Annotated in this window: 22 protein-coding genes and 1 pseudogene; 5 read left to right on the top strand and 18 right to left on the bottom strand. The window is 59.4% G+C overall.

Features of this window, described 5'->3' with window-relative positions:
* Positions 1 to 177: 177 nt before the first annotated feature.
* A complete protein-coding gene (locus G547_RS0102865; RefSeq protein WP_027328541.1) occupies positions 178 to 774 on the top strand; it encodes a LysE family translocator in 597 nt (198 codons plus the stop codon).
* A gap of 41 nt (positions 775 to 815) precedes the next feature.
* Here the strand turns inward: G547_RS0102865 and G547_RS0102860 are convergent, their stop codons facing one another.
* The 5 genes from G547_RS0102860 to G547_RS0102840 form a co-directional block, all read right to left on the bottom strand.
* A complete protein-coding gene (locus tag G547_RS0102860; protein ID WP_027328540.1) occupies positions 816 to 1,181 on the bottom strand; it encodes a PKD domain-containing protein in 366 nt (121 codons plus the stop codon).
* 187 nt (positions 1,182 to 1,368) lie between these two features.
* Positions 1,369 to 2,478 (bottom strand): NAD(P)/FAD-dependent oxidoreductase, encoded by a 1,110-nt coding sequence (locus tag G547_RS0102855; RefSeq protein ID WP_027328539.1) that lies wholly within the window; start codon positions 2,476 to 2,478, stop codon positions 1,369 to 1,371.
* Positions 2,479 to 2,485: 7 nt separating this feature from the next.
* Entirely contained in the window at positions 2,486 to 4,555 is a 2,070-nt protein-coding gene (locus G547_RS0102850; protein ID WP_027328538.1) for a LodA/GoxA family CTQ-dependent oxidase, read from the bottom strand.
* A gap of 20 nt (positions 4,556 to 4,575) precedes the next feature.
* Positions 4,576 to 5,940, bottom strand: coding sequence for a hypothetical protein (locus tag G547_RS19875; RefSeq protein ID WP_211224480.1), 1,365 nt, complete (start codon positions 5,938 to 5,940; stop codon positions 4,576 to 4,578).
* A gap of 411 nt (positions 5,941 to 6,351) precedes the next feature.
* Entirely contained in the window at positions 6,352 to 7,422 is a 1,071-nt protein-coding gene (locus tag G547_RS0102840; RefSeq protein ID WP_027328537.1) for an alkene reductase, read from the bottom strand.
* Between the two features lie 223 nt (positions 7,423 to 7,645).
* Between G547_RS0102840 and G547_RS0102835 the strand changes: the two genes are divergently transcribed.
* Entirely contained in the window at positions 7,646 to 8,596 is a 951-nt protein-coding gene (locus tag G547_RS0102835; protein WP_027328536.1) for an alpha/beta hydrolase, read from the top strand.
* Between the two features lie 57 nt (positions 8,597 to 8,653).
* Complete coding sequence (locus tag G547_RS0102830) at positions 8,654 to 8,878, top strand: hypothetical protein (protein ID WP_027328535.1); 225 nt, start codon at positions 8,654 to 8,656, stop codon at positions 8,876 to 8,878.
* A 12-nt stretch (positions 8,879 to 8,890) separates the two neighbouring features.
* On the opposite strand, the gene G547_RS0102825 is transcribed toward G547_RS0102830, so the two are convergent.
* From G547_RS0102825 to G547_RS19870, 3 genes are read right to left on the bottom strand one after another with little or no spacing between them, the layout of a single operon-like run.
* A complete protein-coding gene (locus G547_RS0102825; RefSeq protein WP_027328534.1) occupies positions 8,891 to 9,490 on the bottom strand; it encodes a DJ-1/PfpI family protein in 600 nt (199 codons plus the stop codon).
* On the bottom strand, positions 9,490 to 10,107 hold the full coding sequence (locus G547_RS0102820) for a cation efflux transmembrane domain-containing protein (protein WP_027328533.1): 618 nt from the start codon (positions 10,105 to 10,107) through the stop codon (positions 9,490 to 9,492). The genes G547_RS0102825 and G547_RS0102820 overlap by 1 nt, the downstream gene beginning before the upstream one ends.
* The gene (locus tag G547_RS19870) at positions 10,108 to 10,944 is read right to left on the bottom strand and encodes a bifunctional transcriptional activator/DNA repair enzyme AdaA (protein ID WP_051234672.1); all 837 of its coding nucleotides are present in this window, start codon (positions 10,942 to 10,944) and stop codon (positions 10,108 to 10,110) included.
* A 303-nt stretch (positions 10,945 to 11,247) separates the two neighbouring features.
* Here G547_RS19870 and G547_RS0102810 point away from each other — a divergent pair, with 303 nt between their 5' ends.
* Positions 11,248 to 11,733: a hypothetical protein gene (locus tag G547_RS0102810; RefSeq protein WP_027328532.1), complete on the top strand. Its 486-nt coding sequence runs from the start codon at positions 11,248 to 11,250 to the stop codon at positions 11,731 to 11,733.
* A 103-nt stretch (positions 11,734 to 11,836) separates the two neighbouring features.
* On the opposite strand, the gene fabF is transcribed toward G547_RS0102810, so the two are convergent.
* The gene (gene fabF / locus G547_RS0102805; RefSeq protein WP_211224479.1) at positions 11,837 to 13,108 is read right to left on the bottom strand and encodes a beta-ketoacyl-ACP synthase II; all 1,272 of its coding nucleotides are present in this window, start codon (positions 13,106 to 13,108) and stop codon (positions 11,837 to 11,839) included.
* A gap of 123 nt (positions 13,109 to 13,231) precedes the next feature.
* Here fabF and G547_RS0102800 point away from each other — a divergent pair, with 123 nt between their 5' ends.
* Positions 13,232 to 13,864 (top strand): TetR/AcrR family transcriptional regulator, encoded by a 633-nt coding sequence (locus tag G547_RS0102800; protein ID WP_027328530.1) that lies wholly within the window; start codon positions 13,232 to 13,234, stop codon positions 13,862 to 13,864.
* Positions 13,865 to 13,987: 123 nt separating this feature from the next.
* Here the strand turns inward: G547_RS0102800 and glpK are convergent, their stop codons facing one another.
* From glpK to G547_RS23920, 9 genes and pseudogenes are all read right to left on the bottom strand, one after another.
* A complete protein-coding gene (gene glpK / locus G547_RS0102795; protein ID WP_027328529.1) occupies positions 13,988 to 15,484 on the bottom strand; it encodes a glycerol kinase GlpK in 1,497 nt (498 codons plus the stop codon).
* A gap of 71 nt (positions 15,485 to 15,555) precedes the next feature.
* Complete coding sequence (locus G547_RS0102790) at positions 15,556 to 16,743, bottom strand: ABC transporter permease (RefSeq protein ID WP_036186494.1); 1,188 nt, start codon at positions 16,741 to 16,743, stop codon at positions 15,556 to 15,558.
* A 2-nt stretch (positions 16,744 to 16,745) separates the two neighbouring features.
* On the bottom strand, positions 16,746 to 17,903 hold the full coding sequence (locus tag G547_RS0102785) for an ABC transporter permease (RefSeq protein WP_027328527.1): 1,158 nt from the start codon (positions 17,901 to 17,903) through the stop codon (positions 16,746 to 16,748).
* 4 nt (positions 17,904 to 17,907) lie between these two features.
* Positions 17,908 to 18,648 carry an ABC transporter ATP-binding protein gene (locus G547_RS0102780; protein WP_084645578.1) on the bottom strand — a complete coding sequence of 247 codons (741 nt, stop codon included), beginning with the start codon at positions 18,646 to 18,648 and terminating at the stop codon, positions 17,908 to 17,910.
* Between the two features lie 21 nt (positions 18,649 to 18,669).
* Positions 18,670 to 19,890, bottom strand: coding sequence for an efflux RND transporter periplasmic adaptor subunit (locus G547_RS0102775; protein ID WP_027328525.1), 1,221 nt, complete (start codon positions 19,888 to 19,890; stop codon positions 18,670 to 18,672).
* A gap of 395 nt (positions 19,891 to 20,285) precedes the next feature.
* A complete protein-coding gene (gabT, locus tag G547_RS0102770; protein ID WP_036186491.1) occupies positions 20,286 to 21,575 on the bottom strand; it encodes a 4-aminobutyrate--2-oxoglutarate transaminase in 1,290 nt (429 codons plus the stop codon).
* Between the two features lie 22 nt (positions 21,576 to 21,597).
* Positions 21,598 to 22,413: a CLCA_X family protein gene (locus G547_RS19865; protein ID WP_169449419.1), complete on the bottom strand. Its 816-nt coding sequence runs from the start codon at positions 22,411 to 22,413 to the stop codon at positions 21,598 to 21,600.
* 70 nt (positions 22,414 to 22,483) lie between these two features.
* Positions 22,484 to 23,317, bottom strand: a complete 834-nt coding sequence (locus G547_RS23925; protein WP_342664677.1) for an SLC13 family permease — start codon at positions 23,315 to 23,317, stop codon at positions 22,484 to 22,486.
* Positions 23,318 to 23,482: 165 nt separating this feature from the next.
* A pseudogene (locus G547_RS23920) lies at positions 23,483 to 24,334 on the bottom strand (SLC13 family permease); the annotation flags it as partial.
* Positions 24,335 to 24,375: the final 41 nt, after the last annotated feature.

Raw genomic sequence — 24,375 nt, 5'->3', positions numbered from 1 at the left:
TCCCCCTGGCGTCAGGGTAATCCGAACACCTCAGGCAAACACGGTACAGATGTTTTCGAATCGATCGGTACAGTTTTTACTTAGGCAGCCCTGTACCGCTTCAACTCCTGCTTTCTGCATCTGTATCGTCTGGCATTGTGCGCTTACGCTGAGCATGACTCAACAAGGAGTGAAAACATGCACAGCGAACTTGTTTTATCAACGGCCAGTTTTGTTCTGGTCATGGTCGGCTCGCCGGGCCCCAACAATCTGATGTTGATGGCGTCCGGGGTGAACTTCGGGGTGCGCCGCTCCATTCCCCATATGGTGGGAATCATCCTTGGGTGCCAGGTGTTGCTACTGGCCATGGCTATTGGGCTCGGCGAGCTGTTGGTGACATACCCTCAAGCAGCGCTGGTTCTCAAGGCCGTGAGTGTGCTGTTCCTGATCTACGTGGCGTTGCTGTTGTGGCAGGCCGGGGCGCTATCGACCCAAAAGAACGTGAGAGCCCGCCCCATGTCGGTCTGGGAGGCGGCGGTGTTTCAATGGGTGAACCCCAAGGCGTGGATGATGTGCCTGACTATGGTCGCGGCCCTGGGGCAGTCGTCCCTGCGCGATGGTTCACTGGCCTCGGTGGCGCTTACCTTTGCATTACTATCGGTCCCGTTGTTGGCGCTCTGGAACGCGGGCGGGCAGGTACTTAACATCTGGTTACAGAAAGGCAGCCGGTTGTTATGGTTCAATCGCGTTATGGCCCTGCTGTTGCTCGGCTCCGTTGGGCTGGTTATTCGTTGAACCAGGCCGGTCAGGACGTGGGCCTGACCGACCTGATGGGGCTACCGGAAGTCACCTCCGGCGAGCTGACTTGAGGCATCCTCTTCCAGCGGCTCCGGAATAGACAGAACGCTTTGAGTCGTCGCCGCCACCTCGTGGCGATTGACCGTCAGGGTGACGGTGTACTCACCCGGCTGCGAATAGGTGTGGTAGATGTGCGGGTGGCTTTCATCCGAGGTGTAAACGGTACCGTCGCCCATGTCCCACTGATATTCCAGAGAGCTGTGGTCCTCCGGGGGTAGACAGGACACCAGACCACTGACCGCTGGGTTGATCAAACAATCAAAATGCTCAACGGTTGAGGACTGAGCACCGGCAAAAGCCGGCACGGCCAACAGACCCAAGCACAAACGATAAAGAACTGGCATAGCGCATCCCTCCTGACGAGCATGACGGGCGAGCCGCGGAACATGGCCTCGCCACCAATGCTAGATAAAAACACGGTGCAATATCGTGATCGGCCCCACAGAAACGCCAGGAGGCCTTCACGTTTTTGCTCATTACCCGTGAATTGTGCGCGGTGCCGGTGAAAAATCGGTGAGTTGAAATCCGGGGCTAGGCACTGATGGCCTGTCTGCGCTGCCAGAAGCCAGCACCGGGAAACCGGGTTTCCCGGTGGTAGAGGTAATGGCGCAGCCCGATGTAGCGATTGAACTGGTCAAACACGCTGGCCTGATAGCGCTGCAGGCTCTGCGGGTCGCCCGCCATACAATCAGCGATGGCGTTACCGGCCTGCCGGCCCTGCATCAGGGATTTGGTAATGCCGGCAGAGGTGATTGAGTCATAACTGCACGCCGCATCCCCCACGGCCAGCCAGCGCTCACCCACACAATTGGACAGAATGGCGGAGCTGGCGGTCGCGCGCTGCACCGTCGCGTCCCTCAACATCCCTTCTTCGGCGAGCGTCATTCGGGTATTCAACCATCGAGCCTGTTCGTAGGCATGGCACCAGCGATCAAGCTGACCGAACCCCTGCTCCGCGAAGGCTTCTTTATCCGTCGTGAGAGAGAGGATGCAGTGGTTATCCGGAATACGGGACAAATACCACCAACCATGGGGGGTGGCTTCAAGTAACGTGTAGTCCGGGATTGACGCATTTTCCGGCACAGGCAAGCGCGCGTAAAGACTGATGACTTCGTCCACGCGATTGCGGGCAATCGGCAAGCGACGGGCAAAACTCGCCGACTGGCCACTGGCGTCCACCACAAAGTCCGCCACGGTCTGCTCGGGGCCCGCATCGGTTTGAAAGCCCAGCTCAAACCCATGCCGCAAGTCTGTGATACGACGAAGAGTTCGGGCCGGTTGAACGTCGACATCAAGGCGTCGGGCCGCGGCCAACAGGTCGCGTTCGAAGCGACGGCGGTCCAGGTGAAAGCCGGTGCCGTCGGCCTCAAGCATGAAGTCGTTGGCGACCGGTGTGTGCGACCCCCACACCGAGAGACTGCCGGGACACGGCGTATGCACGCTTGAGTCCAGCAGGTAGGCCAGGCCCAACTGGCTCAATGCCCCCCACGCGGCCGGCGGCAGTGTTTCCCCCACCGGCCAACGTTGGCGCTCGTTTCGGTGGTAGAGCGTCACCTCAAGATGACGACCTTCCTCCCGGTTTCGCAACGCCACGGCGGTGGCGACGCCCGCCGGGCCGCTGCCGATGATGGCGACGCGCATCCGGCGGCTACCCCTTGGGCCCACAGTCCGTTGGTGCTTTGTATCCCGGTAATACCGCCGTCGGCCAGGGTTCAACCACTTGGCCGTCGGTCTCAAACAGGCTGGCGACTTCCAGAAATTTATCACTGCCGTAGTGGCCGCCCTGCTCCGCCGGGATCTGTGTTCCCTGAATGATAAAGCCCACCTTCTGCCAGTTTTCGACGAAATCGAAATAGCACTGGTAGCGGCCTTCCTGTTGCGGATAGCCGGTTTCGGTACCGTGCCCCTCGTTGCCGCGCACACTGAACACCTGCCCGCCCAAGTTCCACTTATCACCATCAAAGGTGCACTGGCTGGCGGGGTAAACATTCACCGGGCGCTGGCCGGGCCAGGACCAGTAGAGCGTATTGTTACCCTTGGGCTTGTTGGGGTCCGGCGTATGCGTGGCGCAGCTGTTGTAGTCTGTATGCCAGGGCAGAGACATAAACTTGCACAGATCACCAGGCTCGACCGGAGCAGACCTCAGGGGAATATAGCCTTCGCTCAGAAAGGGCTTGTCAGACTGTACCTTGGAGTAATCCAGTGTCTGCATATTGACCCGGAAAGGGCCGGTTTTTCCTTGCCAGTTCTGCTCGTAAAAATGAACATCCCGCACAATAAAGGTGAGGTCGATCCCCGGTGAGTAACGGCCCCCCAGGCAGTTTTCCAGCGCGACCTGATCCAGCCTTTCGCCCTCGCCCAGCGCCGGCGCACTCTCGGTGGATTTGCCGTCGTACCATTGCATGAGCAGGAAGTATTGAGTTGGGCTGAGGCTGAGGAAGCTCCGCATTGCGTCGCCCAATGCCAGCGGCATCTTCACGCCCTCTTCGTCTTCCTCAGGCTTATTGGGGTCGCGAATCAGGGATTTAAGATTGGGGATTTTCTTTTTCGGATCATCCCCCGGCTGGATGGAGGCAACAAAATTGTGGCCATTGACGCCGCCACTGGGGAGGTTGGTGTTCCAGCGTTGCAGCAACGCCGCATGGAAGATGGGCTGAACATGCTCATCGAACGCTGCGTCGTAGCTGGCATTGTACTGGCCGTTGGCGAACATTTCGGGAACCAACCCCAACTGCTCAACCCAGGTGTTATAGATGTCGTCCCAGCAGGAAACCACGTTGCGGGTTTGCGGGGCGAAACCCGGGTCGGTGCACACAATCCAGCCCTGTACCGCCTGGGTGATGGAACCGTCGTTAAACACGATGGTGGCAATAACCGGCCCGTCGGACGTATCGTCAAACCATTTGTTATTGTCGATGGCATCATTCAGCTCCGGTGGTGCGCCATCAGTGATGATGCCACTGGCCTTGCCGTAACCGCCGGTTACCAGCAACCGGCCGGTGCCCGCCTCCAGTTGCATTTCACCCAGTGAGTCAATCGGGCCCCGCGGGTTGTACAGGGTGAAGTGATCATCGGGAAAGCTGAAGGGGTAGTCACTGATGGACTCGACCTGGCCCTTCTGGTTGACATGGCTGGCCGGCGTGCTGGCGTTGAAGGGTACTGGGCCGCCGTTCCCTTGCGCGACGGACAGGGCTCGCGGTCCGGCATCGATCACCAGTGTGCGCAGGCGGTTGGCGTCACTCGCGCTCCCCGGGATTTGCGGATTGCGCAAGGGCGGTGTTTTGCCGTCCTCATAAGCCACGACACCTTCTTCCTTCTTTTCTCCATCAACGTCGGAGGTTATTCGGTAGTTGTTGGCTTTCTTGTTGGCCAGATGAACCTGCCAGACAATGTCCTGGATGACCTTGCCCCCCACGGTGTCGCCGACCTTGACTTCCCGGCCATGATCCTCGGCCGGGTACTGTTGTTGTGGTTGATCGTAAGCGAACACTCGAAACCGCGCCGCCTGGCGGAGCGGGTTGTTTTTTTCATCCCTCAGGTCGGCCTCTTCGATGGGGATATTCTCGGTACCCTTCTTAATCGGCAGGCCACCAAACTGCCCCGTCGTTTTATCAACGACTTTCCCCGCCGCGGTTTCCGGTGCAATGTAGAACTCGGCACTGGTGCCGACCCGTGCGAAATTAATGCTGGGATGAACGCGAAAGTATGCTTCTGACATGATGTCTTCTCCTCTTGGCCTTATTCTTCGTCCTTTGTTTCCCGGGACGGCGTGTTCTGGGACCAGAAGTAGATGTTCTGGAAGGCGTGACTGATGTTCAGATTAAGCGCCGGAAGCGGGTCCAGGCTATCGCCTTTGGTAAAGGCCTGCATCGTATTGTGGCACCGGAAGCAATTGTTCATGGTGCTCTGATTCTGCGTGTAGGTTTCGATGGTGGCATTGGACAATGTGAGCGAGCCGGTGAGGATCTCGTCATTCTCCAGCGACATCCCCGGCTTCAGACCATCAATCCGTGCGAACCAGATGGCTCCCACTTCAAAGTAGTTTCGCCACACATCATCAGTGCTCAACGCCTGATGTACCCCCTGGTTCAGACTGGCGATATTGTCGTTGTTGGTCTGAATCGTTGGGTCGGGTTTGGTATCCGGATCGGGCGGTACGTTGCCGAACTCAAACTGTCGGCATATTTGCGTGACCGGCTTCAGTGTCTGGGAGGCTTCATCCAGAGTAAGCCGGTTGGTGCTGGCCAGGTTCACATTGCAATTCCGGTACGTGGTCCCCGCTTTATAGAAGGTCCAGTCCTTTTCACTGATGACGGTATCGGGGCCGAGCGTATCGGGGCTCAATTCCTGGGGAGTGGGCACATTGGGCGCATTATCTTTGTGTTCAAAGGTGGCCCAGATCATCTCCGGATGACCCTTCACCACACCGGCAATATGAAAACCCACCAGCCCCAACTGAACGGTTTCCGTTTCATTGGGGTTGACCACGATTTTTCCGTCACGGTTCTCGAGGCGATTGACCTCGCCACTCATCACAAACATGTCCGACCGGTAGTCACCCGGCTGCATGACTTTCCACGACACTTTCAGTTCTACCGCACCAACAGGGAAAGGGGTATCGGGATCAAAGTCCTGCACGACGGACGGGTCGACCAAGCGATTCTCCTGAATGAACTGAACAAAGTCCTTATTCAAGTACTGGGAGTAGTAGACCGCTTTACCGTCCTGATCCACCATGATGCCGTCGGTTCCCGCCTGCAGATACTCCTCAAAAGATTCGGGCGAGTCGCTTTTCTGCATGCGGGGCATCAACCCCTCGGACGACATGCCGAGCAGTTCATAAGGTGGCATCATGGACAGAAACAGCGGTTTTCCGTCGACATCTTTGGTCAACCAGAGAAACATCTGCCAAGACCATTGATGAAATTCGCAGTTCGTTTTGCTGGCAAACGCTTGATGGTTGGGCTCCGGCGTCTGCGAATGCGGAAACCAGTTCGACTGCGGTTTGCACTCGGCCGAAGAAAAGTGCGAGAACATGAGCAGCGCCACCAATGTAACGCCATGGCGAATGAATCTACGGTGGGATAATTTTTCTGTTTTCAAGGTGCCAACTCCATTCTTGAGCGGTTGTGACCGCATGGGCTACCGTGCCACCACCCTGAACTGCCTGGCTAGGCGACGCTTTCACGATCCACATGAAAAACCAATGAGGCAACCCATGCCCTGGACGTCACTTTTATCGTAGTCCAGCTTCTCACAATGGCAACCAGAAATTTCTTTCGCGTTGAAGCTTGCGCCAGTAATTTTAGGAGTGCACTTATTTCATGGCGATTCGTAATAGGAAGCGCGTTAACCTCCTGTTTTTGGAATAACCCGAGGTACAACGCCAACACTTTTTTAACAGAAGAAGGCCCGGAAAAACCGGAATGAGATGACCTGACAATAATTCGATGAGGACTGAATAAAAAAGGTGGGCAATGCCCACCTTTTGATACTGCGCCATCAACCAACAAATCAGGCGTCGACAGGGTATGCCTGTAAAGCCGGGTAGTCCACATAGCCCATTGGGCCCGAGGCATAGAAGGTTTCAGGATGTTGCTCGTTCAGGGGAGCGTCTTCCTCGAAGCGTTTGGGTAAATCGGGGTTGGCAATAAACAACCGGCCAAAGGCAACGGCATCCGCCTTGCCTTCTTTCAGCCACTGGTTGGCCAGATCTTTATCAAAGCCTTCATTGGCAATGTAGGTGCCGCCGAACCGCGCCTTTAGAGTGGGGCCCAGGCTGTCCTCAGCGGCATGCTCGCGGGTGGCGATAAAAGCGATGCCGCGCTTGCCCAGTTCTTGGGCGACATAACCGAAGGTTGCCTCCGGGTTCTCGTCCCCCATATCGTGGCCATCGCCGCGCGGGGCCAGGTGCATTCCGACGCGGCCCGGTTCCCAGACGCTGAGCACCGCATCGGTGATTTCCAGCATCAGCCGGGCGCGGTTTTCCAGGGAGCCGCCGTACTGGTCGGTCCGCTGGTTGGTGCTGCTCTGCAGGAACTGGTCGAGCAGGTATCCGTTGGCGCCGTGGATTTCCACCCCATCAAACCCTGCCGCACGGGCATTTTCCGCCCCCTTGCGAAAGGCTTCGATCAATGCGGGGATTTCATCGGTATCCAAGGCGCGGGGCTGAACATACTCTTTCTGGGGGCGAACCAGACTGACAGTCCCCTCCGGCTTGATGGCGCTGGAGGCCACCGGCAACTCACCGTCCAGGTATATGGGGTCGGAGATCCGGCCCACGTGCCAAAGCTGCAGAAGGATTTTGCCCCCGCGCTCATGCACCGCCTTGGTCACCTTTTTCCAGCCCTCTGTCTGGTCCTCGGACCAAATGCCGGGTGTGTTGGGATAACCCACCCCCATGGGCGTGACCGACGTGGCTTCGCTGATGATCATACCGGCGCCAGCGCGCTGAGCGTAATACTCGGCCATCATGTCGTTGGGCACCCGGCCAACACTGGCGCGGCAACGGGTGAGCGGTGCCATGATCATGCGGTTGGGCAGTGCCAGGTCGCCGATCTGAATGGGGTCAAAAAGCGTGGGCATGAAAAACTCCTGTTGCGGCCTGTAAAGGGGCGGCCATCGCCGATGGTTTGAGCATTCGCTCAAATTCTAACAGATACGTAAGCGACAACGAATTGGTTGACTGAACTCCGACATTATTCTAATTTCGAGAATGGTAATCACTCTCGATCTTACAGAGTGAACCCCCTTCCCCAAATCTGCTATCGTTCACCCACCATTAACAATAACGATGCAGGAATCGGCTATGAAAGGGTTAATACTGTCTCTGCTCTGTGCGTTCGCTGCCGCGACCAGCGCCCACGAGTTGAATGTGCGCACGAACATCGGCCTCACCGCCGACCACATCCCACAAGAGGGGGTGCCGCGAGGCACTTTGAAAGGGCCGTTCGAGTTTCACAGTGAGGTGTTCGAAGGCACTGTACGGCGCTATTGGGTATTCGTGCCAGCGCAATACCGCGAGACCAACCCGGCGAGCCTTTTGGTGTTTCAGGACGGCCAGCGCGCCACCAACCCGGAGGGCTCCATCCGTATTCACCAGGTCATGGAAAACCTGATCGCCCGGGGCGACATGCCGGTCACCATCGGCCTGTTCGTCACCCCCGGGCATAAGGCCGACTCCTATCCTGACGATCTGGGCATGAGCAACCCCAACCACCGGGCCGAAGAGTACGACGCGCTGAATGACCGCTATGCCCGAATGCTGATTGAAGAGCTGATCCCGGTTATTGAGGCCGATTACCATTTGACCGATGACCCGGAACAGCGCGCCATCGGCGGCACCAGCAGTGGCGCCATTGCCGCCTTTACGGCGGCGTGGGAAAGGCCGGATTACTTCCGAAAGGTGTACAGCGGCATTGGCAGTTACGTGTCCATCGGCTTCAAGCCGAAGGCCGACCCCGTGCAATTGGGCGGGCAGGATTACCCCGCGTTAATTCGAAGGAGTGCCATCCGCCCCGTGCGGGTCTTCTTTCAGGACGGCACCAATGACCTGGATAACGAATGGGGGAACTGGTTTCTGGCCAACCAGCAAATGGTGGCCGCCCTGGGTTACGCCAACCGCGCCGCCAATGAGCGTGAAGACACGGGGCCTCGCTATCAGTTTACGCATGTCTGGACCGACGGCGTTCACAATGACGACCACCCCGGCGCGCTCCTCCCGGAGGGATTGCGGTGGCTTTGGCAGGACGACCGCTGAGGAACTTCTAACGGGACACTGACACCAACCCTCAATCACGGCCCAGAGATAGCCATTATGAACACGCCAACTTCAAAACGATTCGTCTCGCTTTTTGTTCTGAGTATTGCCTTCGCCAGCGGTTGCAGCTTCACCCAACAGGGTATCTACGACGGTAGCCGGCAAGCCAAGATCGACGAGTGCAACCATTTGCCCTATGGCCAGAAGGAGGTCTGCCTGGAGCATGTACCGGATAAACACGAAGAGTACCAGCGCAACAAGGAAGAACTGGAACAGGAGTGATTCCCCGGGCCGTCAGGCGGACCAGGGAACATCAATCTGACGGGCCGTTTTCACCGCCAGCGTTTCGCCACTGAGCCGACGCACAATGTGCAGGCTCATATCGATACCGGCCGCTACGCCGCCCGAGGTGATCAGTTTTCCTTCATCCACCCAGCGCACATTCTCCTGCACTTGAGTTTCCGGGAAGTCTCGGCGCAAATCCTCCACGTCTTCCCAATGAGTGGTGGCACGCTTTCCGTTCAATAGGCCCGCCTTGGCCAGTAAAAAAGCGCCCGTACACACGGATGCGGTCAGCTCCGTGTCGGCGGCGGTTCGAACCAGCCAGTCGATCAGCTGCGGGTTATTGAGCTCGTCCGTCACGACGCCACCGGGCACCAGAAGGATATCCAACGGCGGATGATCGTCCAGCGTGTAATCCGGGGTCACCACCAGCCCCGCTCTCGCCCGGACCGGCGCCAGGGTCTCCGCCAGGGTGACCACCTCAAACGGCGCGGGGTCACCCGGGTGTTCACGCGAATGGACCCGAGTGGCGGCGGTGAACACTTCGTAGGGCCCGGCGAAGTCCAGGATTTCCACGTGAGAAAACAGGTAAATGCCGACTCGTCTTGTCATCAGGTTTCACTCCGATAAGAAGACCGGGCGGAAGACAGCACACGAACCGCTGAACGCAAAAACAATAGCGCCAGTAAAAACGCCACCAGCAAGTCGGGCCAGCCCGCGTCCGTCAGCCAGACGCCGGCCGCCGCCAGAAAAACCGCAAGGTTGGCGGCTACATCGTTGCGACTGCATTCCCATACCGAGCGCATATTCACATCGTCCCCCCGATGGCGCCACAGCAACGTAAGGCAAGTGCCGTTGGCTATCAGTGCCAGCAGACTGAACAGACCCATGACTTCAAACAGGGGCACCGCCGGGTGCCATAATTTGTAACCAACCTGCATCAGTACCGCCAACGCCGCCAGCAGAATCAGACCGCCTTTGAAGAACGCCACCTGCGCTTTCGCGCGGGCACTCAACTGCACGGCCCACAGGCTCAGGGCATAGGTAAACACATCGCCCAGGTTATCCAGACTGTCGGTCAACAACGCAGAGGAGCTGGCATAGAGTCCCGCGCCGATAATGACCACAAACATCACGGCATTAATGCCGAGAACGATTTTCAGGACGCCACTCTGGCGTTCGCGCAGTGCGGCCAATTCTTCACCGTCGTGCTCACAACATCCGGCCATTTAGGACTCCCGTTCGAGTAACATTTTCTTTCGCTCTACCCCCCAGCGATAGCCGGACAGGCTGCCATCGCTTCGCACCACGCGGTGGCAGGGAATAACGACGGCCAACCGATTGGCCGCACAGGCTCCTGCGACGGCGCGAACCGCGTTGGGGTTACCCAACCGTTTGGCCACCTCGGCGTAACTCAGAGTCTGCCCTATGGGTATCTGCCGCAGCAGCTCCCACACCCGTTGCTGGAAGGCCGTGCCGCGGATATCCAGGGGCAAGTCGAGCCCCAGCTCGGGCGACTCCACAAACCCGACCACTTGGGCAACGACTTGTTCGAACTCCCGGTCACCGGCCAGCAGGTTGGCGGCGGGAAACTGGTCTTCCAGAGCATGGGCCAACGCATTTGGATCGTCTCCCAGGTAAATGGCGCAAACGCCTTTCGCGCTGCGCGCCACCAGGATGCTCCCCAAGGAGCACTCGCCCACAGCGAAGTGGATATCGGTGTCCGCCCCACCGGCCCGATACCGGCTGGGGGTCATGCCCAACATCTGGCCGGAGGCCTCGTAGAACCGGCCGCTGGAATTGTAGCCGGACTGATAGATGGCCTCGGTCACCGACTCACCGGACTTCAGCTCCTGCCGGACTTTAGCCGAACGCACCGCCGCCGCGTAGCCGCGCGGGCTCAGCCCGGTGATTGCCTTGAATTTGCGCTGGAGGTGGTAGCGGCTCCAACCCGCGCGTTGGGCCAGTTCTTCAAGCGTCGGGGGCTGCTCCGCCGCTTCAATGTATCGGCACAAGTCCGTGATAACTGCCGCCCAGCGCGGCGGTGTAGGTTCGCAGGTCGTCATGTCAAGCGCCTTCCTCTCTAACCCTGGGAAATCCCTATGTTGCCATCGCGCTCCTTGTGCGGACACTCCGCGGATTGCTCTTTTCCTTTTGAGGCCCACTTCAGTGTATCACCGTCAACATGGCGCGTCGGGACCGGCACCCACCGGGACGCAAATCACATTCAGGGTTTGAAATGGCGCGCAAACCGGGAAATAAACGCCACCACTGTGTGAAGGTGTGGCGCTCTGCGCAGTTTCTGGAACGAAAGCGGTCCACACTCTCCGGTTGGTTCCGTTCACTGTGTGCATTGTAGGAGAACAAGCATGGTCGCGTTTTTAGCCTTCATTCTGGGCGTCTTGCTGGGGACAGTGGTGACCGCCAGCCTGTTCCGGAGCAGCCAGGCCCGCAACGTCCGCAATGCCGTGGCCAGCGTGCAGCGATACCTGGTGGTCGATGATGCGAGCAAGCCGCTGGGCAATATGGTCACCAAGCTCAAGCTACACCTGGACCTGATCAATGAAGCGGATGACCTGGTGAGCCGCAGCGAGTGGGCCAAACGGCAGAAGCACCGGTTCGTGTCCCTGGCGGTGCAGATGATCCGGGCTCGCAACAAAACCGGCAAGGCGCTGACCTCAGTGCAGAAAATGCAGTTGGGGCAGGCGCAGGAGCGGCTCAAGCACACCGGAGACTTGCTACTGGGGTACTGGCAGTTCCCCAGTTGGCTCTGGGTGCGGGCGGTTATCGCGCGCACCGTGGTGGCACTGAAGGCGCGGCAGGCGAAGCCCGCAGCAAAGCAGGCCGGTGCTTGAAGGTGTGGAAGGCTATTTGTCAGGTGGCGCTTCGCTTACCTGACCTACGCAATCGAACAGCCTGTAGGTCAGGTAAGCGAAGCGCCACCTGACAGCCTCTTCTCTATAATCCACTCACGATCAACGAGGCGTTCACCCCGCCAAAGCCGAAACCGTTACACAGCACGTGTTTCAACGCCCGCTGTCTCGCGGTCTTGGGCACCAGATCCAGATCCGCCAGCGCCTCATCCGCCTGATTCAGGTTCAACGTGGGGGGCAGGGTGGCGCTGCGCTGGGCCATAACGGAGAAGACCGACTCTATCCCTCCCGCTGCGCCCAACAAATGACCGGTCGCCGATTTGGTGGCGGAGATGGGAATACCCCGTAAATGCTCGCCAAACACCCGCCGCAACGATGCCATTTCGGCCCGATCCCCGACCGGGGTAGAGGTGGCGTGGGCGTTGATGTGGTCAATGTCTTCGGGGTTCAAACCCGCCATCTTCAATGCTCGCTCAATGGCCCGCGCCGCGCCCGAACCGTCTTCCGGACCGGAGGTAATGTGATGAGCGTCGGCGCTGGTGCCGTAGCCATTGATCACCGCCAGGGGCGTTGCCCCTCGGGCCTGGGCGTGCTCCAGGGTTTCAATCACCAACAGTCCCGCCCCCTCGCCCATGACAAAGCCATCCCGGTCCCGATCAAAGGGGCGGGACGCTTCCGAAGGCGACTCATTGCGGGTGGAAAGCGCCTTCATGGCATGGAAGCTGGCCAGGGACAGAGGATCGACACAGGCTTCTGCGCCTCCGACCAGCGCCACCTCAGCCTCGCCGCTGCGAATCAGGCGCATGCCGTCACCGATGGCCTGCAACCCGGCCGCACAAGCCGTGACCGGACAGCCCATGGGGCCTTTGAAGCCGTGGCGAATGGAGACATTACCCGCGGCCAGGTTGGCCAGGAATGCCGGGACGGTAAACGGCGAGAGCCGTTTATAGCCCCGCTGGTTCATGGTGGTTTGCGCCTGGGTGATCGTGGGGAAACCGCCAATGCCGCTGCCGATCAAGGTAGCCGAGCCCGCCTGGTCCCGCTCGGACTCCGGCGCCCAACCGGCTTGCGCCAGCGCCTCCTGGGCGGCGGCGAGGGCGTAGACCGTGAAGCGGTCCATCTTCTTGCGCTCTTTGGGGCTGATCACCGAGGCCTCGTCCAGCCCGGCCTCTCCATCTTGATCCCGGCTGGGCACCATGCCGGCGATGCGGACAGGGAAATCTTCGGTATCAAAGTGTTCGATGAGACGCACACCGGACTCAGCCGCTGTCAGTCGGCGCCACACGGCATCGACGCCGCAACCAAGCGGACTCACAATGCCCATTCCGGTAATAACGATGGGTGAGTTCACATTCATTTTGTCGACCTCTAACGCACAGGAACAAGGGGTAATGGGCAGCAGGCTACGCCAAGTTAATATATGATCAAGATAATATGATTCGCCCCAGCTCCCCCGCGAGCGCCCAACGAGAGCCCTGACATGCCCTATTCCAAAGCGCACAAGTCCCGCTCGAAAGACCGCATTCTGAAATCCGCCAGCGAGCTTTTTGCCCGCTACGGTTTCGACAAGGTCTCCATCGGGCAGATCATGAAACTCGCACGTATGACCCACGGCGCTTTCTACGCGCATTTCGAGTCGAAACAGGCGCTGTTCAAGGCTTACCTGTCGGAAGCGTTTCAACGCAGCCGTCGAGACCGGCTCGCCAAGGAGCCGTTTTCCATCAAGCACCTGACGGCGTTGGTGACTGACTACCTGAACCTCGGTGCCTTGAAAGATCGCACCGAGCCGGGACCGGAGTCTGTGTTGTTCAACGACATCGGTAGCGACAAGGCGGAAATACGGCAGCTCTACCAGGAAGCCTACGAGAGGATGAAAACCATGCTGGAGCGGCGAATCACCGCTCTCAGTCGCTTGAAAAAATTGCCCTTCAAACCGGAGCCGGCGACTGTCACGGAAAAGTCCCGCTCCATTCTGGCTGCCATGGTGGGAGCGGTAGCCATCGCCAAAAGTATTTCCGCCGAGGAGGAGCAGCAACGCATCCTTGAGGCCGCCCAACAGCAGATTCTGACGATTTTGGGGTTGCCGGGCGGTGCGGCGCGATTGCAGGGGTAGCGGTAAACCGTGCGGGCGCTGGGATAGCTGAACGTCATTTTGTCAGGTGGCGCTTCACTTACCTGACCTACAGAGCGTCCGACCGCGTAGGTCAGGTAAGCGCGAGCGCCACCTGACAATCTTTTATTGGTCTGTTTCAGGTTGGGCGCGAGTGCGCTGCACGGCGGTTTGCCAGCCTTTCACCATGACGTTGCGTTCCTGCTCTGAAATCATGGGCTCGCAGCGACGATCCAGGGCCCAGTGTTGGGCCAGGTCCTTCAAATCGGTGAATACACCCAGTTGCAGGGCCGCCAGTCGGGCGGCACCCAGGGCGGTGGTTTCAATGATTTCCGGCCGCTCCACCGGCACATCGACAATGTCCGCCAGTGCCTGTAGTAACCAATTGTTGGCCACCATGCCACCATCCACACGCAGGGTTTCAGGGCGCTCACCCGCATCCTCTCCCATGGCAGTGAACAGGTCCCGCGTCTGATAGCAAACCGCCTCCAGCGCCGCTCGGGCCAGTTCCGCCCGGCCGCTGTCACGGGTCAGGCCACAGATCACCGCGCGAGCGTCCGGCTCCCAGTAAGGCGCGCCGAGGCCAGTGAAAGCCGGCACCAGATAGACCCCTTTGTTGGACGTGAGGCTTTTCGCGAGCGCTTCGGTTTCCCCCGCTTCCCGGATAATGCCCAGTTTGTCCCGCAGCCACTGCACCGCCGCTCCAGCGACAAAAATAGCCCCCTCCAGGGCGTAGGTCGGCTTTCCATTAAAACGGTAGGCGATAGTGGTCAACAACCGGTGCTGAGATAGGCGGGGCGTTTCGCCGATGTTCATCAACGCGAAGCAACCGGTGCCATAGGTGCTTTTGATCATCCCCGGCTCGAAGCAGGCCTGGCCGATCATCGCGGCCTGCTGGTCACCGGCAACCCCGGCGATAGGAAGCTCGGTGCCATCAAGCCCCTCTATGGCTCTGCCAAAGTCCGCGGCGCAGTCCTTTACGTCCGGCAGCATGGCTTCCGGCACGCCGAAACGCTCCAGCAGCATCGGGTCCCAGCACTGGTCGTTGATGTTGTAGAGCAGGGTGCGGGAGGCATTGGTGGCATCGGTGGCGTGGACCCGCCCGCCGGTGAATTTCCAGATCAGCCAGGTATCCATGGTGCCGAATAGCAACTGGCCCTGCTCCGCTTTGGCGCGGGCGTTTTCGACGTTATCCAGTATCCAGGCAATTTTGGTCGCGGAGAAGTAGGGGTCGAGCAGCAGGCCGGTGCGCGCGCGGGTGTCGTCTTCCAACCCTTCGGCGGCCAGGGCGCGACAGCGCTCAGCGGTGCGCCTGTCCTGCCAGACAATGGCCGGGTAGGCCGGCGTGCCGGTATCCTTGTCCCAGACAACGGTCGTTTCCCGTTGGTTGGTAATACCGATACCCGCCACCGTTTGGCCGTCGGGGAGCTGGTTCAACACCTCCTGGCAAACCTGGCAGGTGACCTGCCATATCTCTTCCGGGTTGTGCTCGACCCAGCCATCGTCGGGGAAGTGCTGGGAAAACTCCTGCTGGGCCCGAGCCACCATGCGACCCTTTGGATCAAAAATGATGGCTCGACTACTGGTGGTCCCCTGGTCAATCGCCAGAATCAGGTCGGACATATCAGGCTCCCTGGTTCACCGTTACTTATCGTTCCACTAAGCATAGCATCCCGGGGCGCCCTTCAAGCCAATCAAGTCTCCCGTAAGGCGGTGGCCACGGGCAACCTTGCCGCACGCACGGCGGGGAAGAAACCACCGATCAAACCAATGAACACCGCCGCGACAATGCCCTGCACCAAAAGATCGCCGGTGACGGCAAAATCGAACACGACCTGGCTGAAGCTGGCGCCGTTGATGGTCGAGACGGTATAACCGTTAAAAATCAGGTACACCACCAGCGAACCGATCACACCGCCAATCAACGCCAAAATCAGCGACTCAAGCAGGGTGGAAAAGGCCACGGGGAAGGCACCAAAGCCGATCGCGCGCAGGGTGGCGATTTCCCGCGTGCGGGCAGACACCGACGCGTACATGGTGTTAATGGCTCCAAACACGGCACCCAGCGCCATCAGGACTGCCAGCGGGTAACCCACCCCTTTGATGAACTTGCTGAGCGGCTCGGCCTGGTCGGAAAGATAGTCCGTCTCCCGGTGTACATCCATATCCAACTGCGGATTGCTCGCGACTTCCGCCTGCAGCGCTTCCAGCGCGTCTTCCGAGGCGAGTTTGACCCGAAGGCTCTGGAAAGAGTTACCCCGACGATAGGCCGACTGCAGCACCCGCACATCAGTCCAGAGTTCGGACTCAGACAGGCCGCCCTTGTCGGCAAAGACACCGACCACATCCCACTCCATTTGGCCAAACTGAATGGTATTGCCCACATCCAGACCGGCAAACTGCTGCTGGGCGCCACGGCCGACAATCAGTTCATTGCGCCCGGTTTCAAACCGCCGGCCCTCAATAATTTCAATGCCGTCGCGCACCTCAAACGCACCATCCTCCACACCGCGCAAGGGCACGTTGGCGGAGGTGTTGGTGCTGCGCTTGGGAATATCGACAATCACATAGAGTTCGGCGGAAGTCACCGGCTCACCGTTCTCACGACGCACCTGCGGCAACTGGCTGACAATCTGAATTTCCTCAAACCCGAGGCCGCTGCTCATTTCCGAGGTGGCACCGGAGCGCATCAGAATCGCCGTGTCCGGGGAGCCGGCAGAAATCATGGTGCGCTGAAAACCGGAGGCCATCGACAACACGCCGATAAACACACCCACGACGCACGCCACCCCGAACACCGCGACCGAGGAGGAGCCCAGTCGCTGAGGCAGGTTGCGCAGGTTCATGGCGCTGACGGTAAAGATTTGTGTAAGACCTTTCATGATTACCGCCTCCCCAATGCTGTCACAATGTTCAAGCGCATGCCCTGCAACGCCGGGATCGCCCCGGAGAGCAAGCCCAGAACCACAATGGCGATCAACCCCTGAACCCAGACATCCGTCGGCATGGCGAAACCGGGAAGAAAGGCCCCGACCTGACTGGCCGCCGCGCCAATCATCAGCCACGCGAGACCGAGGCCGATCAATCCACCAATCAGCGCCATGAGAACGGCTTCCGCCAGAATCATGACCAACACCGAACGGTCGGTAAAGCCGAGGGTTTTCAGAATGGCCATTTCCGGGATGCGCTCGCGCACCGCCTGAGCCATGGTGTTCGCCGTGACCAGCAGCATGGTGAAAAACACCGCTCCGAGAATCAGCCCGGTGATGGTGCCAATATCCCCGAACTGTTTCATGAAGGATTCCATAAACGCTTTTTCGGTACTGGTTTTGGTTTCCGCCGGGGAGTTGGCAAACATGGCATCGATCCGGTCCGCCACCTCGCCCGCATTCTGCGGGTCAGCCACCTTGATCATCAGCCAGCCCACCGTGCCTTTATCCCACTGGCGCGCCTCATCAAAGTACTCGTAATGGAAGACCATGCTGCCGCTGTCCGCCCCCGACGCCTCGGCGGAAAAAATTCCTTCGATCTCAAACTCCCAGGTTCGGTTGCCGTCTTCCTGAGGAAACATGGAGGTCACCGGTACCCGATCACCGACTTCCCAACCAAAGCGTTGGGCCAGGGCCGTTCCGATGACGGCGCCGATGCGGTTGTTCTGCCAGGATTCCATCTGCTCCTCGGGAAGGCTGAGCAAGTCCGAGTAAATATCGAAATAGCTTTCCGCATCCACGGCGAATTGGGCAAATTGATTTTTCGGATCCTGGTAGTAGCCACCAAACCAGCTGGCGAAAGTGACGGCTTCTACGCCCTCGGTATTGCGCACTCGGTTGACGTAGCTGTAAGGCAGGCTTTGTATCAACGACACTTTATGAATGGTGACCAATCGATCGGCCCCGGCAATCTCTGCGCCTTGGGTAAACGCCGCGCTCAGTGAACCAAGCGCTCCGAACAGGATGAAGGCCACCACGATGGACATGATCGTCAACCAGGTCCGCAGTTTTTTACGCCCCAGGTTTTTCCAGATGAAATAGAAGTATTTCATGGTGTCAGTTCCCCGTGATCAGCGTGCCCTTGTCGAGATGCAAGGTACGCTGGGCGTACTCGGCCGCCAGAGGATCGTGGGTAACCATGACAATGGTTTTGCCCTGCTGCTGATTGAGCGTCTGCAGCAAAGACAGAATGTCATCAGCCGTCGTCCGATCAAGGTCACCGGTCGGTTCGTCGCACAACAACAGGTCCGGGTCGGACACAATCGCCCGGGCAATGGCCACCCGTTGTTCCTGGCCACCGGAGAGTTCGCTCGGTTTGTGTTTGGCCCGATCTTTCAGACCCACCAGCTCCAGTGCGATCGCCACCTGTTTTTTCCGCTGTTTCGATGACAGTTTGGTTAGCAGCAAGGGCAGCTCGACGTTGCGCTCCGCGCTCAATACCGGCATCAGGTTATAGAACTGGAAAATGAAACCGACGTGGCGTGCTCGCCAGCGGGTTAACTGGCTGCGGCTGAACCGGTCGATGCGTTCGCCGGCGATTTCCAGCGACCCGTCCGTGGGGCTGTCTAGCCCGCCCAGCAGATTCAACAAGGTGGTTTTGCCCGACCCGGAAGGGCCCATCAAGGCGAGAAAGTCGCCTTTGGGAATGTTCAGGTTGAGATTGGAGAGCACGGGCACCGACTCTTTGCCCTTGCGGTAACTCTTGCCCAGGTTGGTACAGTGGACCAACGCCGTTTCATTGCCAGCGCTCGCCGCAGAGGCTTGCGGGTCGAGGGCCGCTTCGTTCGCATCAGACATAACAGACTCCTTCACAGAATTTTAATCCGTGGTGACTACCGCGCCCTCAACCAACCTGGACGGAGGCTCCACGACATAGTGCTCGCCCGGCTCAAGACCGGCGAGCACCACCCATTCCCCACCGGACCGCTCGCGGGCTTTAACCACTCGTTGATGCGCCACCGCATCCTTTACCACAAACACCACGGGCTGCCCGTCACGCTCAACCAACGCACTACCCGGTATCAAAAGCGCACTGTCTTGTGCGCCAGCATCGCGGCCGCCCTCTTCAAGGAAGGCCACACGCACACCCATGTCCGGCAGAATTCTCGAATCCAACTCACTGAACCCCACTCGCACCTTGACCGTTGCCTTTTGTCGATCGGCGGTGGGCACAATGGCGATGACCTCGGCGGGAATGGTCCAGTCGGGATAGGCTTCCAGCGTGGCCTGCACCGGCTGCCCGGGAAACACGCGTTGAATGTAGGCTTCGTTGACGTCCACCTCAATTTCGAGCGAATCCATATCCACCAGGCTACAGATACCCGTGCGGGTAAAGCCGCCACCAGCGGACACCGGTGAAATCATTTCTCCCGGCTGGGCATCTTTGGAGACCACCACGCCGGCAAACGGCGCACGTAACACCAGGTCTTCCAGGTGTTGCTGCTGGAGTTCTACCAGACGCGTGGCACTCAGAACGCCAGCTTCCCGGGCGGAGAGCTGGGCCTTGAGAGAGTCGTAGTTGCTGGTGGCCACATCCAGCTCGGATTCACTGACCAGCTCACGCTGGTAGAGCGTGTTCACTCTCTCCCTCACTCGCTCGGCTTCCGTCAACCGCGCTTGTGTTTCTGCCAGTTGGGCCCGAGCGAGATTCAAGTTGGCCTGCTCCACGGCAAGGCTCTTACTCGCATTGGAGTCATCGAGGCGAGCCACCACCTGACCCTCCTCCACCGACATACCTTCTTCCACCAACACCTCCATGACTTTCGCGGTCACTTTGGAGGACACAGTGGCATAGCGGCGGGCCGTCACATAACCGGTGGCGTCCAGCACGCTGGCCGCGCTGTTGCGGACCTGGGTGACCTTGGCCATGCGGGTGTCGACGCTGATGGGGTCGGGACGGGACAGAGCCCATACCGCCAAGGCCAAGAGGAGCAATAGAAAGCCACCCCCGAGCAGCCATGGCCATTTGGGAGAGTTTGAATCGGCGTGGTCGTCGCGGTCAATCCGCAACTGGGAAAGCAATTCGCTTTTGTCGGTCATCCGAACACCATCCCGGGAGTTTTCATTGTTATAAATTTTGAATTACGCGCCAAACCAGCAACGCATCGCGGCGATAGTGTCGCACTCCCGCCGACAATCCACAACGCTCAAAATGTAGCCAAATGTAGCCGATCTTAAGTGTTTGTTTTTAAAAGAAAATAAACGCTCCCAGAGAGCACCCGCACGGACCTGACCCAACAGAGAAATAGCCACTCGGTTTAATATCTCTCCAGCGAGAAGCGGGGAGCAACTTTCCGATTTACCGGGACTGTTTGGATGGGGGAGCCGGACACAGGCGGTGATGAAAGCGCGTCAGTGGGGTTTTATTCTGGATTGAGCGGGGGGATCAATGAAGGGAAACGCCGCGCCCCATGGGGCGCGGCGATGCAGCGGAATCAGGCCAGCTCGGAGAGCGCCTCTTCCACAATATTCAGCCCTTCTTCGAGGACCTCGTCCTGAATGGTGACGGGCATCAGGAAGCGGATGGAGTTGCCGTGCATGCCGCAGCTGAGCAGAATCAGGCCTTTCTCCTTACTCTTTTTGAGAATAGCCGCCGCCAGATCGGGCCGCGGCTCGCGGCCCTTCTTGTCAGTGACCAGCTCGAACGCGGCCATGGCACCCAGGTTGCGGCCATTGTCCACGAACTCAAACTGTTCCTGCCATTTAGCGAAACGCTTCGCCAGCTTCTCACCCAGGCGCTGGCTCATTCCCAGAATGTCTTCTTCTTTAAACACATCCATCACGGCCAGAACCGCCGCACAGGCGACCGGGCTGCCGGTGTAGGTGCCACCCAGGGAGTTGGGGCCTGAGCTGTCCATGTGTTTGTCGGTGCCGACCACGGCCGAGATCGGCATACCATCGGCCATGCTCTTGGCCATGGTCATCATGTCCGGCTCAACGCCGCTGTGCTCAATGGCGAACATTTTCCCGGTGCGGCCGAAACCGCTCTGCACTTCATCCACAATCATCAGAATGCCGTGCTCGTCACAGATCTCGCGCACCGCTTTGAGAAAGCTCGGGGAGGCCGCGTAAAAACCGCCTTCGCCCAGCACCGGCTCGATAAAGATGGCGGCGGTGTCTTTGGGGTTGGAATCGGTTTTCAGGGTCATTTCCAGGCCGCGCAGTGCCTGCTCTTCACTCATGCCATGATAAGGCACGGGGAACGGAGCGCGGAATACCATACCGGGCATGGGGCCGAAATCGCCCTGGTAGGGGTTGACCTTGCCATTCATGGCCATGGTCATGAAGGTACGGCCGTGGTAGCCACCGTCGAAACAGATCACGTTGGTGCGGCCGGTGGCGGCGCGGGCAATTTTCAGTGCGTTCTCAACCGCTTCCGCGCCGGAGTTGGCCAGCATCACTTTGGCATGGCCGCGCACGGGCGCCACCTTGCTGATCGCTTCGGCCACTTTCACGTAACCTTCATACGGCATAACGGTCTGGCAGGTATGCATCAGCTTATCCAGCTGCGCTTTCACCGCTGCCACCACCTTGGGATGGCGATGACCGATATTCAACACGCCGATACCGCCGGCGAAATCGATCATGCGCTTGCCATCGGCATCCCAGAGTTCCGAATTTTCGGCGTGATCGGCAAACTGGTTGTTGGGGCTGGCCGCCCCGGCCGCTACATAGCGGTCTTTCAGGGCCTTCAAGCTCTCATTGGTTTCTTTCTCTTTGCTCACAAGTCAATCTCCTGTTGTCCCTTCAGGCGGGCGCGTAAAGCGCACGCCCAAGGTGGGTAAAGTAATCGGTAAAGGCGGCGTTAATACGCTCGCGCTGAGTGCCGCTCGGGTACAAGCCAAGCTGCGCTTCTTCAGACTGTCGGGTGCCCTGCACCAGAAACGAATTTTTGATCGGCGCGTCCTGCACAAACGCTTCGAACGCGCGGGCGCAAAGCTCTTCGGGCAGGGCGTAGTAAACCGTCCCAAGGCGTTTGTCCTGCGCGGCGGACTGTTCGAACAATTCGCTTGGCCGGGTGCCCTGTTCATTCAATAACACGGCTTGGTAACAATTACGCAAGCGCTCGTTCAGCGGATGACTCAACGCCTCGGCGTTGGCCAGCCAAGCCTTGGAGCCGAAGCCCCTGCCGGCGCAAAACGCCTTTTCACAAATGTAATGATCAAAGGCGTGAAACCATTCGTGGGCGATACTGCCCGGCCCCGCATTCTTTGCCAGGGCGAAGGTGTGGGTAGCAGGCTCATAATGCGCCGCGACGCCCCGTTGCCCACCCTTGCCGTATTGCAGCGCCAGGGAACCACGCAGGGAAATCAGCGTTTCCGGTCCTTCCAGTATAGCCATCAAATCACACAGGGCGCCGTAAAACAGGTCAGCGGCGCGCTGCTTCTCCGCGTCGGAGACCCAGCGCCCCAGCGTAATGGAGCGAAACTGAAAACGGCGACGGATATCCAGAAAGGTGCGCCCCGTTTCGGCGGTAGCCGGCGCGGCACTGCGGTGAAAACGGCGTGTCAGCAGCGAGGAGCCCGCGCGAGCGGTACTCTTCTCCCCATTACATGCGGTCATGAAGTTGGTTTTTCAGCAAAACGGACCGACAGTATGACGGAAATGGGGCCGATTCACCAACCGGACCCCCTCAGAGGGGCCAGACCCACAGCAATAACGGCGTGCCCACCAGCACCACAATGATCTCCATGGGCAGCCCGAGACGCCAGTAGTCGCCAAAGCGGAAGCCACCCGGCCCCAGGATCAGAGTGTTGTTCTGATGGCCTATGGGCGTCAGAAAGGAGCAGGAGGCCCCGATAGCCACCGCCATCAGCAATGTGTCCGGGTTCACCCCCAGCACGGCGGCACTGCTGATCGCGATCTGACACATGACCGCCGCCGTGGCGGCGTTGTTCATAAAATCGGAGAGGGTCATGGTGATCACCATCACGATCACCACCGCCGCCACGGGGTTGCCCTGAGCCACATTCTCCAGCATCTGCCGCGCCACGAGATCGGCCGCACCGGTGCTGGCCATTACCCCGGCCACCGGGATCATCGCCCCCAGCAGCACGATCACCGGCCAGTCTACGGCCTGGTAGACGGAGCGAAGAGGCACCACGCCAGTGGCCATAAACGCGAGCACCCCCGCCGCAAAGGACACGGCCGCCGGCACAAGCCCCAGGGCGGCCGCGAGAATGGCCAGCGCCATGATGCCCACCGCCAGAGCGGCCTTGCCTTTATCCGGCACCCCAATGGAGCGCTCAGCCAGGGGAATGCAGCCAAAGGCTCGCCCAAAGGCATTAATGGCGTCACTCCCGCCTTGCAACAACAGCACATCGCCCGCCCGCACCCGGATGGAGCGCAGCCGTTTGACCGAACGCTGTCCCTGGCGGGAAACGGCAAGCAGGTTGATACCAAAGCGACTGCGCAGCTGAATATCGCTGGCGCTGCGACCGAGGAGCGTGGAATCAGGCAATGCCACCCATTCCTGCAGGGTGATGTCACTTTCATCCTTTTCCGGTTTTTCTTTCTCCGGTTTCTCCTCATCGGGAGACCTTTCCTGGACCGCTTTCTCTTCTTCGGCGACTTCCTCAGCCTCCACATTCTCTTCCAGCGCCAGGCCGAGCCCCGACAGCACCGAGGAGAGGGCTTCAGGCTCGGCCTCCAGCACGAGGATATCCCCCTCGCGCAGAACCCGGCCCGGGTGCGGCGCCTGGACGCGCAGGTCATTGCGCACCAGCCCGACGATTTGCGCTTCGTCCTCATTGAGCAGCGCCTCGGCCTCGGACAGCCGCTTGCCCACGATCTTGTTCTTTTCCGTGACCCGGACTTCGGTCAGATAACTGCCGGTATCGAAACTGTCTGCCCCCGCCGGTTCCCGCTTGGGCACCAGACGCCAGCCGACCAACGTAATGAACACCACGCCGCTGAGGGCGACCAGGGCACCGACGGGGGTGTAGTCAAACATGCGAAAGGGGCCCTCGCCCAGGTCGGCGCGAAAGCTGGAGACGATCAGGTTGGGCGGGGTACCGATCAGCGTGGTCATACCCCCCAGGATGGTGCCGAAGGCCAGGGGCATCAGCACTTTACCCGGAGCCACTTCCTGCTTACGGGCGAGCTGCAGCGCCACCGGCATCAGCAGTGCCAGGGCCCCGACGTTGTTCATAAAGGCGGAGAGCACCGCTCCCAGGGCGGTCAGGGCCGCGATACCGACGCCAAGGCCGGCCTTTTGCGGCAACAGCTTTTGTGCCATCACATCGATGGCGCCAGTGGTCTGGAGGCCGCGGCTCAGAATCAGCACACAGGCCACCGTGACCACCGCGCCGTGGCCAAAGCCGACAAAGGCTTCGTTGCCCGGAATCAGGCCGGTAAAGACGCAGGCGAGCAACGCCGCCAGCGCCACCATGTCGTGCCGCCAACGGCCCCACAGGAATAGCCCAATACTGGCGGCGAGAATGGTGAGAATCAGTAGTTGTTCCCGGCTCATAATTCCGTGTTCCCTTTTTCTTTGAGTGCCACCCGCGGTGCTATCACGGTGAG

It is taken from the genome of Marinimicrobium agarilyticum DSM 16975, assembly GCF_000423345.1.
Classification (GTDB): Bacteria; Pseudomonadota; Gammaproteobacteria; order Pseudomonadales; family Cellvibrionaceae; genus Marinimicrobium; species Marinimicrobium agarilyticum.
The sequence above is the reverse complement of the archived record's forward strand: the minus strand, read 5'-3'. Positions and strand labels throughout refer to the sequence as shown.